We start from the raw sequence: 15202 nt of genomic DNA, 5'->3' as shown, positions 1-15202 counted from the left end.
CTTTTTTGTTATAATGACACCAGCCCATTCCGAGTACGACCCGTGAAAGGCCGCACCCAATGACGCCCATCACCACACCTGCAGCGCCTTCTACTGGGGCTGCCGGGACAAACGCCTTTTACGTCACCGGCGGCACGCTGGGCGCGGGCGCGGCCTCGTACGTCGAGCGCCGGGCCGATCATGATCTACTGGACGGCCTAACGTCAGGCGACTACTGCTATGTCCTCAACTCCCGCCAAATGGGCAAGTCCAGCCTCTGCGTTCGAACCATGGCTCGATTGCGCGAGAAGGGTTGGCGAACCTGCTTTTTGGACCTCACCAAGTTCGGCGGCAGGAACCTCTCCGCTGAGCAGTGGTACACCGCCTTGCTCTCGGAAGCTGGGAGAGAGTTGGGCCTGCGCGCCGAGATGCTCGCCTTTTGGAAAGCGAACACCGACCTCGGGCCGATGCAGCGTTTCTTCGGGGCTATCCAGACCGTCGCCCTGACCGCGTCAGAATCTCCCTTGACGGTCTTCGTGGACGAGATCGATGTCACACGCGGCCTCCCCTTCAGCGCCGACGAATTCTTTGCCGGCATCCGTCAGTGCTATGTGGGACGGGCCACAGATGCGACGCTGGATCGGCTCACCGTCTGCCTGCTGGGGACGGCCACGCCCGCCGATCTGATCCAGGATACCCGCACCAGTCCTTTCAACATCGGCAGGCGCATTGAGGTCAGAGACTTCACCCTGGAAGAGGCCGCCCCTTTGGCTGCCGGGCTCGGTAAGAATGGCCCAGCCCTGCTCTCGCGGGTGCTGTACTGGACGGGCGGACACCCATACCTGACGCAGCGGCTGTGCCGCGCTGTTCAGGAAGCCAAGGCGCAGAGACCAGGCGACGTGGATAAACTCTGCTCGGATCTATTCCTGACGCGCACGGCGTCGGAAGCCGACGACAACCTGGCATTTGTACGCAACCGACTGCTCAAGTCGGAATTGGATCTCGCCGGGCTGCTGAATTTGTATAGTCAGATGCGTCGGGGCCGCCGCATCCCCGACGACGAGGCGGACCCGCTCTGCGCCGTGCTCAAGCTCAGCGGCGTGGCGCGGACCGAGAGCGGAGTGCTGCGCGTGCGCAACCGGATCTACGAGCACGTGTTCAGCCGGGAGTGGATCGTCGAGCATACGCCGGGGGCGGAGATGAGGCGCCAGCGCGAGGCCTACCGGCGAGGCCTATTGCGGGCTGGGGGCGTCGCCGCCAGCGTACTGCTTGTCATGGTTCTGCTGACTGCCTCCGCCATACGGAACGCCCAACGCGCCAATGCCAATGCCCGTCTCGCCAATGCCAACGCCGCCAAATGGAAGGCGGCCCAGTCGGCAGCTGAATGGAGCCTATACGCGGCGGACATGTCCCTGATTCCGCAGGCATGGGATAACAACAACGTTGGACGGATCGTAGATGCGCTCAAGGAGACACGGTACTTCCACGACCGGGGTTTCGAGTGGGGCTACTGGAATCATCTCTGCCATCTCGACCTGATGACGCTCAAGGGACACACGGCGCCTGTCAACACTGTCGTCTACTCTCCTGATGGAAATCGTATCCTCACCGCCAGCAACGACAAGACCGCCAAAATCTGGGACGCTCAGACAGGTAGAGAGATCCTCACGATCAAAGGAGAAACGAACGGCTTCACATCCGCTGCCTTCTCTTCCGACGGAAGCCGCATTCTCACCGCTAGTAATCATAGCGACGCCAAGATCTGGAACGCGAAGACAGGGCGCGGAATGCTCACGATCAAGGGTGGTAAGAACGGCTTCACTTCCGCCGCCTTCTCCTCGGACGGAACCCACGTTCTCACCGCCAGTAAGGATGGCGCCAAGATCTGGGATGCTCAGACAGGACAAGGGATATTTACGATCAAGGGAGGTAAGAGTGGCTTCGCTTTCGCCGCCTTATCCCCCGACCAAAGCCGCATTCTCACCGCCAGTGATGACCAAACCATCGATACGGATGGCCTCTATATTGGTAATGACGTCACCTTCGAGATCTGGGATGTCAAGACAGGGCGAGAGACGCTCACGATCAAGGCAGGCAGCGCCACGCTCAAATCCGCAGCCTTCTCGCCCGACGGAAGCCGCATTGTCACTGCAGGTTCGGAGGGTTCCTTCGAAAACAATAATGTTAAAGTTTGGGATGTCCGGACAGGAAGCAAGCTGCTCACTCTCAAGGAAGGCCAAACAGCTATCTCTTCTGTAGCCTTCTCGCCCGACGGTCGGCGCATCGTCACGGGTAACGACGACAACACCGCCCAAGTCTGGGACGCTCAGACAAGAGACGAACTATTCAAGATCAAGGGACATAGAGATAGTGTCCTCTCCGCCGCCTTCTCGCCTGACGGAAAACAGGTCGTTACCGCCAGCAAGGATGGCGACGCCAAGATCTGGAACGCGCAGGCAACAGGGGAAGCGCTCACCATCCACGGACAACCAGGCGGCGCCTCATCCTCTCCCTTCTCTCCCGATGGCCGTCGTATCTTTGTCGTCAGTGGATATGGAGCTGTCAAATGCACCACTCTCAAAGTAGTGAACGTTCAGACGGGGAGCGTACTGCTGACGCTCCATGAAGACAAGAACGGTATTTCTTCCGTCGCCTCTTCTCCGGACGGCAAGCGAATCGTCACCACTGCCGGATTAGGCAACGCTGCTAGTGTCTGGGACGCCATAACGGGACGCAAATTACTCACGCTCGTAGAACACTCAGGGACTATCTGCTACTCAGCCTTCTCACCCGACAGCACACGTATTGTCACCGCCAACACAAACGGCGCAACCAAAGTCTGGGACGCTCGGATGGGAAACGAGCAGTTGACGCTTAAGGGAGAGGCAGGGAATGGTTGCTTCGCCGCTTTCTCGCCCGACGGAAACCGCATCATCACCACAAGTTGGCATGGAACTGTCAAAATCTGGGACGCTCAGACAGGGCGAGAGACGCTCACGATCCAGGGGAACATCGCTTTTTTAAGTCACGCCCCCTTCTCCCCCGACGGCATGCGCGTCGTCACCACAGCCGGTGGCGTCTTTACCGTTTGGGACACACAGACGGGACGCAAGCGGTTCGCGATCGAGGGAGACACAAGATACATCGGAGACACAAGAATCATCTATTACATCAGATTCTCCCCCGACGGCAGCCGCATCCTTACCTTCGGAGCCGACAACATCCCCAAGGTGTGGGACGCCGATCAAGGGCGCTTGCTGCTTACATTCAAGGGAGATAAGCAAATCATGTCGGGCGCCTTCTCTCACGATGGCAAACGCGTTCTTACCCTGAGTGTTAATGGCGGAGCCAAGATATGGGATGCCGATCAGGGGCGCTTGCTGCTCACGCTTAAGCCTAGATCAGACGATTTCATCTTCGCTACCTTCTCATCCGACGACAGACACATTGTCGTCGCCACCGTGCCCCACATCAAACCGATGGCGTCATCCTCAGATCACGCCATGGATCTCACCGACATCTTCGAGACGGACTTCAAGGACTATCCATGACGGCGCGGCGCCTCACTGAAAGCCGCCCAAAACATCCAGAGCATGACTGAACATAACCGCCACAAAGGAAATGAATACTCGGACAAGACAAACAAATCCGGGAAAGACGCAAAGTATGGAAGAGACCTCCCGCACCGCACAGATCGCCCACGTCCTGTTCCTGGACATCGTTGGCTATTCTCAGCAATCCACGTCCGCCCAGGCGCGGCTGCTGGGACGGCTTAACGACGCCGTGAACGCCTCACCCGCCTTCGACGCCTCCAAGGCCGCCGGGAGCGTGCAGCCGTTGCCCACTGGCGACGGCATGGCCCTGCTGTTCTTTGGAGACGTCATCGCGCCAGCTCGGTGCGCACTGGACGTATCCCGCGCCCTAGCCAGGGCCGACGCGCCGCGGGTGCGGATGGGGCTGCACAGCGGGCTGGTGCAGTCGCAGATGGACATCGCCGGCAGGCAGAACGTGGTCGGCGAGGGCATCAACACCGCCCAGCGCGTCATGGACTTCGGCGACGAGGGGCACGTCCTGCTGTCGGCCCAGTACGCCCTCTGGCTGCGCCAGTTTGACGACTGGACGCCCCTGATCCACGCACTGGGCGAGGGCGAGGCCAAGCACGGACAGACCGTCCAGCTCTACAGCTTGCACGGGGCGGATGTGGGACGGGCCAAGGCCCCCACGCGACTGTCCAGTCCGAGAGCCGATTCCGGGAAAGATGCGCCGGCCCGCGTGGTGACGCCCCAACGGGTGGCCCTGCTCTACCGCCCCCACCAGGACCCGGACGAGAAAGTCCTCAGGACATTGGAGGAGCAACTCAAGGCCGTCGGCCACGACGTTTTCGTGGACAACCAGTCCAAGATCAGCAAGGCTTGGGCGCTGGCCGTCGAGGAGCCAATCCGCCGCGCCGACGCTGTCATCGCCATTGTCTCCCCCAAGTCCATGCAGAGCGAGATGCTGGAGTTCGAAGTCGAGACCGCCCACGACCAGCAAGCGCAAACCGGCAAGCCTATCTTGCTGCCCGTCCGCATCGGCAAGGAAGACGTCCAAGACGGAGTCATCGGGTCGATCATCCGCCCACTCACCCAGTTCGCCTGGGAGGGGCCGCAGGACGACCCGCGCCTGATCACCGAACTGCTGTCGGCCATCGCCGAGCCGCTCAAGCCCCGCGCCACGGAGGTCAAGCTGGAGCCGGTCGGCGGCGCCGTGCCGCCCGACTCGCCATTCTACATGCGCCGCGCCGCCGACCACGAGTTTTTGCAGGCGCTCGAAGACACAGAGAGCATCCTGCTGGTCAAGGGCGCGCGCCAGATCGGCAAGACGTCCATGCTCGCCCAGGGATCCAAGCGCGCCAAAGAGTTGGGGCGGCGGGTCGCCATAACCGACTTTCAGAAGTTCAACGCCGCCCAGATGGCCTCCGACGAGGCGTTCTACCGACTGCTGGCCGCCACACTGGCCCGACAATTGGGGTTCAAGTACGACTTCGCCGCCGAATGGGACGATATCTTTGGCGCGAACCTGAACATGGAGAATTTCCTGCGCGATTTGCTGGACGCGGGGGAAGCGCCGCTAGTCTGGTTCATGGACGAGGTGGACAAGCTGTTCACCGCCCCGTTCGCCAGCGACTTCTTCGGCCTAGTGCGCTCCTGGCACAACTCGCGCTCGACCGAGCCGGGCGGCCCCTGGGACAAGCTGACGGTGGTGGTCGCGTACGCCACGGAGGCGCATCTATTCATCCAGGATCTGAACCAATCGCCGTTCAACGTTGGGCGGCGGATGGAGTTGGCGGACTTCAATTTGCAGCAGACCGTGGACCTGAACGGACGCTATGGCGGTCCGCTAGGCAGCTACGGAGACGTGGAGCGCCTGCACGGGCTGATTGGCGGCCAGCCGTTCCTGACGCGACGCGCCCTAGATGCGCTGGCAGGCGGCAAGATGGACTTCGCGACCCTGCTGTCCCAGGCCACACGCGACGACGGCCCCTTCTCGGACCATCTGAAGCGCCTCCTGATCTCGGTCTCCAGCCTGCCGCACGTCGCCGAGTACATCCGCGCGTTGCTGGCGGACTCGGCGCCGACAGATCAGGACGCGTTCTACCGGCTGCTGGCCGCCGGGATCGTCCGCCAACCCCCCGGAGGCCGCCCCGCCTTTCGATGCGAACTGTACCGTGAGTACCTTCAGCAGCACCAATTATAACCCCGAAGTCATCACCGGCAGTGCATTGATGATTCGTTGAAGGACGAGGCATCGACAAGCATCGAGATAGACAGAGAGTGGGAAGAATAAACGAGGACATTTCAAAGAAGGACATATCGAGAGGAGGAATATCAAGCCAATCCGTGGATGCATCAGGGCTTGGCCCCTCTGGTACGTCATTGTCCCTGAAGACCATCATCTGCGGATGCGTCACTCAGTAATAAGGTGTCCTGATACGCTTCGATCATTAAGACTTAGACGGCGGGATGCAATTTTTCGACAACCTACGCGCGCGATGACTTTCTGCCTATCGCGCCTACACTCGAATGGAGGAATCTACCTTGACGACCGAACTCGCTTTCTCCCCTACTCCTTTGCTGGAGATCCAGCTCACTCAGACCGACGGAACCATCGCCCGCTTCGCTCAGGATGATCCCGCTCTCGTCCGGCAGATCCTCGACTCTTTGACGCCCAGCAAGCTATTCACCGTCCCCCATTTCGTTTTGGGCGGAGATGGTGCTCTGAGCGCCTTTGCAACGGCCCGCATCGAGAGAGTCGACCTGATCGCCGCGCAGTTGCCTTCCTGGCCCTACCTCGGTGGGGCAACCGCCGTCAGGGAACTCACGGAGGAGAGGTTTCGGGCCGCCTACGACCCCGATCAGGCAACCGCCAACCGCCAGGAGGCAGGAGACAAACCGGGGATAACACAGGTCGGCTATACCGAGTTGTGGACCGCCTCGGGCCATCGCGTGTTCTGGGAAGTGGAGGTCGAGTCGCGCCTGATGATGCGGGCGGACTTCGGCCCCTATCTCCAGTCTCTGTTCGGGGCGGGTGGCCTACACGCGCAGCGCGAGGGTGTCGGAGTATCAATCCTGAACCCATCGGCGCTAACCCGGGTGGTCTTCCATCCTGGGCCACCGGTCCTGCCATTCAAAGCCTGGCCGGCCCGCCGGCTCTGACGCGCGAGCGCCAGGGACGCATGAGTTCTAGGGAGTTAGTGGCGCCCGGATCAGTTCCGGGCGCCATCTGCTATCCGTGGATTCGATTGATGCGAAACGGCTCCGTTTGAGCATCCGGTTCTAAATATTAACCATTAGAGTTTTTGCAGGCCGCGCATTCCGTTCGATGACAGAATAACACTATCCAGCTTCAGGATCGGAAAACGACTCGCGATAACTCCTGCATCCGCCGCCACACGAGAAATACTAGGCCACAGATCTGCATGAATCGATGGTATTCGGGGCTCTCAGCGAAATATTTTCGCTGAAGGCTTTTCTGTGGAGTAGTTATTACAGATCGCTCAATTATAAATTAGCTGTCGATTCTTATGTGGGTGAGACAGTTAATTGTGTTGGAGTTCTGGAGTGACAAATTCAACGCAGTGCTTGCTTCAAGTTCGGTCTTTTTTCGGTTGATTAGGAGTTTTAGAGTAGCAGACACTCGTATAAATGAGCAACTGCACTCTGATAGCCGAGTTGTTCCGCCTGCTTTTTGCGGGCTGACGCCGCCTGTTTTTGTGCGGTTTACTCTCAACAGAGTAAAAATTGGCAGTCAGAGCGGACACAAGAATTATACCCCGTACACGCCTTTTATGATCCTGATTAACGGATTTCTCAATACGCTGGGAACATCAAATAATAAGGTGGTCCCATTTGTCAAGACAGTCAGACGGCCTCTTTTAAGGTGGACTGCCTCCTTTTCTGTGTTGGTTATTTTCGTAGCAATCGGTGCGGTTCGGCATGGACAATCGCAGGCGTCAAATTACCCAACGACTGATGTGGTCGAACCTCGTTGTAGAACTTCAAATAAGACGCAAGACCTTGGCGCGCCTCGCGCGGCGTTTCGTAATGGGCCAAATACACTTCTTCTTGTTTGACGCTGCGCCACAGACGCTCTGTGAAAATGTTATTCACATAGCGTCCTCGCCCGTCCATGGAGACGCGCGCTCCCGCCGTCAAAAATTGGCTCGTGAACTGCTCGCTTGTAAAATGGCTGCCCTGATCCGAATTGACGATCTCAGGAACTGCGTTCTTTAATGACGCGGCGGTGCAGCTCAGGACAAATGGAATTTCCAGTGTCTCCGATAATTCCCAGGAAACGACCAGCCTGGAAAACCAATCGAGGAACGCCACCAGATAAAGGAAGCCGCCGCGCAGCCGAATATAGGTGATATCTACGCCCCAGACCTGATTGGGCCGATCAATACACAAGCCGCGCAGCAAATACGGATAGACCTTGTGGTCAGGGCCACTGGGCTTCGACAGGTTCGGAGCGGAATACAGAGTAAAGAGGCCCATTTCCACACGGTAGCGACGGATCGTATGCCGTCCGACGATGATGCCTTCCTGCGCCAAAAGCGTCACCAGTTTGCGTGTTCCAAGGCTGGGACGATGGGTGTACCATTCGTCCAAGCGATGCTTGATCGCGATCTCCGCCTCCCTTGCGGGACGTGGCTCATAATACAAACTGCTGCGCGCCACGGACAGCAGATCGGCCTGCCAGAGCAGCGGCATCGAATGGCGTTCTTCGCGTTCGACCAGGGCCAGGCGCTCGTTAAGCGTCAGGTTCGAGACCAGATTTTTTTTTCAGCCAGTTTACCTGCGTCGTGAGGCGACCGATCTCCTGGTAAAGCTGTTCGACTTTCTGCTTCTGGGCTTCTTGAGCTTTGGCCTGCGAGTTCTTTCGCTCAAAGACGAGAGCCAAATCCGCGATGGCTTCCTGCTTCCACTTGGTCAGCAGGTTCGGATGAATCTGGTGCTCTGAAGCAAGCTGGGCAACGGTCTTGGTCTCTTTAAGCGCCTCCAAAACGACCTGGGCTTTGAAGGCAGCAGAGTACTGTTTTCGGGTGTTGGGCATGGTGGTGAATCCACCTTAATTGTGCCCGATTTACTGTCCGAATTTATGGGACCATTATATTAATTTTGGGCGGGTTGATCCAGACAGCTCGCCATGCCAAACGCGATCCCGACATGGCTCAGGGCAAGAAATGGCGCTACAGTGATGCGCGCTATTTGATCGATAGCGTTTTCGCTCAGTTGACGGATCGATTTTACATCAACTGCGTGCGCACCCGGGATTTGTGACATTTGACCAGCCGAAGCTGGCGCACACGCTGGCGATCATTATCAACGTGCGGCAGCCCCCGCTGCAATTCGAATATCTGGTGCAAGCGTGAAAGAAAACTTGCACATCGCGTTTGTTAGATCATTGCATCTGGGGATTGTCCTCCACTAAGGCGTGCAGCAGTTGATCGACGTTCATATGAGTTAATTCGCGGATGCTTTGCATGTCGCGAACCCGAACGGAACCATCCATTGAAGCGGATGCGAGCCAGCGGCCGGAGCTGTCCCATGCCACACGCCAAATCGGTCCGGTGTGATCATGAAAGCTCAGAATTACACACTCTTTCGTCATATCCCACACATCAATGGAGCCGCCTGAACCAGCTGCCGCCGCAAGATTCGAGTTCGGCATGGTGGCAAAGCTGTAGACGTCTCCGCATTGGCTTGGCAACTCTTTGTCACTATGCTTCGTGAGGAGATCATAGACTCGAATGACGGAACCGTCTCCGACGAGTAATTTTCCTAACGACTCGACAAAGCCGACAGCCCAAATGGATGTATTCAGCTTCTTTTTTTCGAAAACGATTTTGCGCTCGGGAAGTGATTGAGCGGAGAGGACGAGGACACGATTGTCGCCGCCGCCAAGTGCAAGAAAACTATGTTTGACGTCTAATGCTGTGGAGAAGACGGAACCTTGATCATAGGGGATATTGATGGAAGAATGTCCATGAGGATCAGCCAAAGTTAACCTTGCTTGTTTTCCATCCAGTCTGTCCCCAGACAGCAACTGCGTGTCGGAGAGGTATAAAACAGTAACGACCGGAGAGGGATGTTTGATCGACGCTAGCTCGGTCCAAGAAGAGGTATCCCAGACCCGAGCGTAGCCATCGAGACACGCCGCCGCAAAGGTATCCCCGGTGGGCGAATAGGCGGCGGCGGTGATCGATCTGTCACCCGCCGGTCTGATAAGATATTGGGCGTGTATTGCCATGTTAGTTACCGCCACAAATGCATGCTGATGCCCGGACGAATCGCGTTGTGTTCCGGCGATAGCAATTGAGTTCCCATCGGGGCTCATCACAACTTGATTGATGGCTTCGCCATAACGAAGCGTATATCCGAACCGTGGATTTTGCTGATCGACCACGCGCAGAGTACTGAGACCAGGCTCCGCCGAAGACGGAGCCTCCCAATAGAACACACTGCCAGAGTTCGTGAACGTCGCCGAAGTGACGGAGCGATCACCGATGTTGATCAACTGGAGTTCGACACTATTGGCAACATTCCAGATCCGGACCGTCTTGTCTTGTCCGCAAGACACAAGTTCGCTGCCAGTCGGCGAGAAAGCGACATCCAAGATTGCGTCCGAATGGCCGGAGAGGACGCGACGGCTTCCGTCTTTTAGATTGATGAGCCGGATATTTGTATCGGCAGCGCCGACTGCGAGCAGATCACTATCGGCATTGAACGCTATGGAACTGATGACATCGTTGCTGACGCTCCGATATATCGTCTTTTGCCACGAGGCAACCTGCCATATGTACACATCCGTACTTTCGCCTCCGGCCGCGATTTTACGACCGTCGGGGCTGAAGGCAATGCACCAGAATGGATCACTGCTGTTTGGACGGAGCAGAACAGGTTTTTTCTTTGTGACGCGATCATAGACCCACGTTCGACCAAGTTCATCCGACACGACGACGCTCCGCCCATTCGGAGAGACCGCGACCGCCGCGCCGGGATTAGAACCCGCAATCTGCAACGGACTGACCTGATCTTTTGCAATGTCCCAGATATAATAGCTGCCATCGGAGCAGCTCACCGCAGCAACGGAACCGTCGCTCGACAAGGCTCCCTTAGCAATCTTGGAGGAGATAAACGACGAGATGGAACGGCGTTTCAGCGTATTGGTGTCGTAAACGGCCACTATCCCTTTCCCCATATCCACGAGTGTTTGACTACCCGAAGCTGCGGTCGCAAGCCACTTGAACGTGCCGTTTTGAACCACTCGGAGATGTGGTGCCTGAGCCGCGACATCGAGCAGCGTTTGACGCGTGGTGGGATCGTCCACCGACTTCAAAGCAAGGGCATAATATTTCTGTGCGGTGGTGTAATCACGTGCGGCTTGGGCATCCTTGCCCTGCTGGATATATTCCCGTGCCTGTTGCTGTCTCGTTTGCTGATTATATTTTGCGCCGGCTATGAGGAGACAGAGGATCGCGATCCCCGCGAAGACAACCCTTCTAGTCATAGTCGCCTTACGCACTTTGAGGCTTTGTTTGATATATTCTAACGGAGGACCGGCAAACCGTTCTGGATGCTGGCTATACCAGATGCTAGCTTGTCGGAGTGCCGCTTTCGGCAGCAGCTGATCTTTGCTCTGCCTAGACGCAATATATTGATTGAGCCGAACAGAAAAGTCCGTATTGTACCAATTGAGAAATGGACGGTATTGGTTAATAAGCGTAACCATGCGCGGCCATGTCCACAAGAGTGCCTCATGGGCAACTTGGATCGTCGGCTTGTCGCGCACCGTGTCGTGCCCGAATGTTAAGAGAAACGACTCATGCAGCTTGATGGCGGTCGCGCGAGTCCCATCACTATATTCTGCGAGCAGAGCCCTCCGTCCGGCGCTTTTCTTAATGTTCTCCTGGCCACCCAGTATCGACTCTTCTGCAACGAGGGACAGAAAGACCCATTCCGCCTGAATGCGTTCTTCTGGAGACAATAATTCCCAGACTTGTTCCGCCATCCCAATCAAGACGGCTTGGACACCGCCGATATCTTCGTCAACCACGACGGATTGGCCAAACTTCTTATACGTCTCCAGGGTCAGGATGCCCTTCTTCGCATCCGTTTCCCAGAGCTTTTCAAGAGTAAAACTCAGGAGTGGAAGATCACCTGCACGTCCATAGACGTCGTCAATGAGCTGCCGAACGAGCCGAGGATCAACGCCACATTCGCGATGTCTGGCGGGCTGCTCAATACACTCGCTCAGATTTTGCCGGTCCATGGAGGTCAAGATGAGGCTGCCTTGTATTGCCTTTGAGAGATGGTCATATTCGAACGCGTGACCGATGTAATCGGCTCGGACGCCAATCACAATTTTCACTCCATACTTTGGCAAGGCGATAAGCAGGTCCATGAAACTCGTTCGAAACTTCTCGTGTGTACACCCGGTAAAGATTTGTTCGAACTGGTCGATTGTAAGAAGGGCTTTTTGGCCACCGAGGGATTGCTTGATTGCCGCAGCCACCCCATCGACATCCAGTTCAATCAGACGCTCCATATTGGTTTTGAGGCTAAGTTCATCGCCAGTCAGAGGAAGTCGTGTAATTCCGAGTGCATCTTGAAATCGCTCCCAGGACCACTCGGAGAACTGCAAGATCTGCGTCAGCAACGCAATGGTCGGATAGCCGCCGGGCGTCGTTTCGCAGCGGATGCGGCCGGCGAGAGTCGCCTGGTTATATTGCTGGAGGCCTTTAGTTAAACCGGCTCGCAAGAGTGACGACTTTCCGCTTCCGGAGAGACCGATAACAGATACGAAATCATGCTCGGACAGAAGTGTCACCAAACGCCGGATCGCATCACTGCGACCATAATAATCGTCGGCATCTGTATTGCGATACGCTTGCAAACCTCGATATGGATTTTCAGTTGTATCGATTACTTCTGGATACAGAGATCGAAGCAGGGAGACAGGACGCATGAAAGCGGTCAGCAATCCTTTGGTCACGGGTTTCGGTGGTTGGTCTTTCCGTGGAGATGGGGTGTCAAAAACGTTAAAGATCATCCCAATGGCACAATGCAGCTCGGGATGCCACACTGGCGCCCCGCTGAAGCCATGGTCAATTTCATTGCTGCGCAGTGTATGTGCAGGAGAGCCATCTACGATGTTGGGGCCTACAAGTTCACAGTCACCCGGCATGCCATCTTTGCTGACACCAAGCGAATACCCGTAGGTCTTCGCCTCTTTGACATCCAGAAACTGGTCACTGCCCAGTGGCATGACGCGGCAAAGATCAGACAGCGCGCCATCAAGCCGTAGGTACGCCACGTCTTGAAGATTTATGTCGGTCCAAGCTTCGGGTAGAACGGTAGCTGTTCGCTTTTCTCCGGTAGCCTTGAGCTGGATCGAAACCTTGTCACCAGGCCGGGCGCCGACATTCGTTACCACATGGGAGCACGTCGCGATGAGGCCGGTGCGAGACACAATAAACCCGGTTCCTTCGGTGCGTCCGTTGGGTTTGAGGATTTTTATGATTGCAGTAGTAGGATCAACGGTTTTGTCAACGTCCAGTACTCTCAATTCCACCTCCAAGAGCTTTCGATCACGAAGTCCCGCCTCACCAGTTCGGTCCCCACCCTCCCTACCAAACCCAACGTTATGGGGAGATAAGGGAGACTTATAACCCGAAAGGTTCGCCAGTGAAACGATATCAGCGAAGAAATTGCCGCTTACCTAGAGTTCATCCATTTCCAAACACGCTACCCCATCTATGGCGACGTCCAGCAATAACTATCAACGACATTTACGCATGTAGTCCTCAAATACCAAAATGCATAAAATCAAGGATCGCTTCGCGCTTCCATCTGAACACGGTGGCGGCAAATGGATAAAGTCTAGCTTACCTAAATGATGCCTAAGCTTTCCAGGTCAGTTTAACGGTATAGTTGGCCTCGCCGCCGATTTTGCCGACAGCGACATTACTTGCCTCCGCAGTGACCTTGAGGCCAAAGGAAATCTCCATCTCATTCGGGGGTTCCTCCAATGATTTCACGGCATTGCGGAGTGCGTATACGTTGGATTGAATAGTTCGCTGTAAGGCTTCCTGCAGCGATATGGTGGCACGAACCACGGTCGTGTTTATCACCTCGGAGAGCCCTGCTTTTGACCTTACGGAGCGCTCATCGTCGAGATCGACGTCATCGTCGATTTCCACCAACACATCGTTCATCGGGTCTGACGGCTGCCCCTCGTGCATTTCGGGTGCAGAATGAAATAAGAGATATGTTGACATACTGACTCCTTTCGGCGCAAACGAGTGATGCTCAATACGATCTGTACGCTTCGGGTGTGTTCCAAAACGTTGAACCCTAAGACTTCTGGTTTAATTAATTGTTACTAGAGCAGGTCATTTTGGAATGACTTCTATGTACTTTTCGACGGCTCAAGACTTATATTTCGTTTCTACCAAGCTGACAAGCATACTATTAGATAGTTTTGGAACATACTCTTTCCGTTACAATGCTGGAACGGCGTACTCCCACGTTTAGGACTTATTCAAAAATAAACGCTTCAACTTAGACGACGCCCTGAGATGGGCAATGCTGTAAAAATCGAAGCGGTTATTTTGGCGTAAGCCCTTAGCCCTGAATAGAGTATTGTTTAATCTGTGTGTATTTTCGCGTTTCATTACCGTTCTTGCTCTCAAGCCATCTCCCTAATATGGCAGGATTTTATCCATAAACGATGGTTGTGGCGCCATTCTGTTATCGATAAATAAACTCAGCTGCCCTCAACCCATTCTACACGCGTAAATTGCGCTGCTTCACATTTTCATTTCATCATAAAGTAGCAGTAATCCTGCCGAAAAATCATTGTTGATTACACGCACAAGTCCAGATACAATATGCGCAGCAAGAACTAACACAGAATGAATGAACTTTGAGCATGTCCCAAGCTCGCCACACCCCGAGCAGCATGAAAAAACCCGATCAGCAGTCTTTGAGACGTATCCGAGTTCAGGAAATGGCTTAGCGTTCGCCCGACTGGAGTACGACGGAATGGTGTTTGAATTCCCTGACGCGGATGAAGCTCTTCATACCGCAATCCGAACTCCTCAAGATCCTGAGGATCCTGAATTTGATATGGATGGCTGGCCTGAAAGTCCGATCCTTGAAAAGGATATCCGTCCAGGAAATTATAAGCGAGAATTTGCGCGGGAGCACGTCGAGCAGCTGCTGAAATCTCCTTCTGTGTTCGTGATCGCCCAGAATGATCGCGCCGCACACTATATCGCAGATCTGCGTGGAATTGCAGCTCCGCGAGACGGAATTTTCAGCGAATTGACAGGGCAACGGCTTGACGAAGAGCACAAGCCAGAAACATGGATGCAGGCGCGCAGCGAATTACGAACTATGCTCCGCTATCCTCACGCGACGGAACGCCTGACCGATTTTCTCGTGTCTCACTTTGGCGAAACCTCATCCGCAGAGGGAGAAACCGAAATTAATCCAGGCAAGGCGCTTAATGCGGTGGTCGAAGCAGTCAAGACTTTGATCGACCCGCGTGTTCGAGCAGCGCTATCTGAAGGACTGAGCGATGAGGAGAAGCAGGAGATTTTCAGCCATGAAGACCGACTGCTGGAACAAGCTGCAGAGCAGGCTTTGCGCAACGCCCTGAAGGCTTAAATGCTGAGAGG

Annotated in this window: 7 protein-coding genes; 4 read left to right on the top strand and 3 right to left on the bottom strand. The window is 55.6% G+C overall.

Translation table 11 applies throughout. The features are described 5' to 3' along the window. Window positions 1-59 precede the first annotated feature (59 nt). The 3 genes from D5261_RS18155 (at window position 60) to D5261_RS18145 (ending at window position 6674) form a co-directional block, all read left to right on the top strand. Window positions 60-3530 (top strand): AAA-like domain-containing protein, encoded by a 3471-nt coding sequence (locus D5261_RS18155; RefSeq protein ID WP_119324922.1) that lies wholly within the window; start codon window positions 60-62, stop codon window positions 3528-3530. Window positions 3531-3600: 70 nt separating this feature from the next. Further along, entirely contained in the window at window positions 3601-5715 is a 2115-nt protein-coding gene (locus D5261_RS18150; protein ID WP_119324923.1) for an AAA-like domain-containing protein, read from the top strand. 341 nt (window positions 5716-6056) lie between these two features. After that, window positions 6057-6674, top strand: coding sequence for a hypothetical protein (locus tag D5261_RS18145; RefSeq protein WP_125206376.1), 618 nt, complete (start codon window positions 6057-6059; stop codon window positions 6672-6674). Window positions 6675-7424: 750 nt separating this feature from the next. Here D5261_RS18145 and D5261_RS18140 read toward each other — a convergent pair. The 3 genes from D5261_RS18140 to D5261_RS18125 all read right to left on the bottom strand — a co-directional run bounded on the left by D5261_RS18140 (window position 7425) and on the right by D5261_RS18125 (window position 13798). Beyond that, window positions 7425-8571 (bottom strand): IS3 family transposase gene (locus D5261_RS18140; protein WP_119324925.1). Its coding sequence is split into 2 segments (ribosomal slippage): window positions 7425-8300 and window positions 8302-8571, totalling 1146 coding nucleotides; the frame shifts between segments, so codons are not numbered across the junction. A gap of 348 nt (window positions 8572-8919) precedes the next feature. Then, entirely contained in the window at window positions 8920-13086 is a 4167-nt protein-coding gene (locus tag D5261_RS18130) for an nSTAND1 domain-containing NTPase (RefSeq protein WP_125206377.1), read from the bottom strand. Window positions 13087-13420: 334 nt separating this feature from the next. Next, complete coding sequence (locus D5261_RS18125) at window positions 13421-13798, bottom strand: CU044_2847 family protein (protein WP_119324927.1); 378 nt, start codon at window positions 13796-13798, stop codon at window positions 13421-13423. Between the two features lie 640 nt (window positions 13799-14438). Here D5261_RS18125 and D5261_RS18120 point away from each other — a divergent pair. After that, on the top strand, window positions 14439-15191 hold the full coding sequence (locus tag D5261_RS18120; protein ID WP_125206378.1) for a hypothetical protein: 753 nt from the start codon (window positions 14439-14441) through the stop codon (window positions 15189-15191). Window positions 15192-15202: the final 11 nt, after the last annotated feature.

It is taken from the genome of Capsulimonas corticalis (genome assembly GCF_003574315.2).
GTDB lineage: Bacteria > Armatimonadota > Armatimonadia > Armatimonadales > Capsulimonadaceae > Capsulimonas > Capsulimonas corticalis.
The sequence above is the reverse complement of the archived record's forward strand: the minus strand, read 5'-3'. Positions and strand labels throughout refer to the sequence as shown.

Excerpts from the sequence above, each read along its gene's own strand:
- D5261_RS18155 (WP_119324922.1), top strand. The coding sequence starts at position 60 with ATGACGCCCATCACCACACCTGCAGCGCCTTCTACTGGGGCTGCCGGG.
- D5261_RS18150 (WP_119324923.1), top strand. The coding sequence starts at position 3,601 with ATGAATACTCGGACAAGACAAACAAATCCGGGAAAGACGCAAAGTATG.
- D5261_RS18125 (WP_119324927.1), bottom strand. The coding sequence starts at position 13,798 with ATGTCAACATATCTCTTATTTCATTCTGCACCCGAAATGCACGAGGGG.
- D5261_RS18120 (WP_125206378.1), top strand. The coding sequence starts at position 14,439 with ATGAACTTTGAGCATGTCCCAAGCTCGCCACACCCCGAGCAGCATGAA.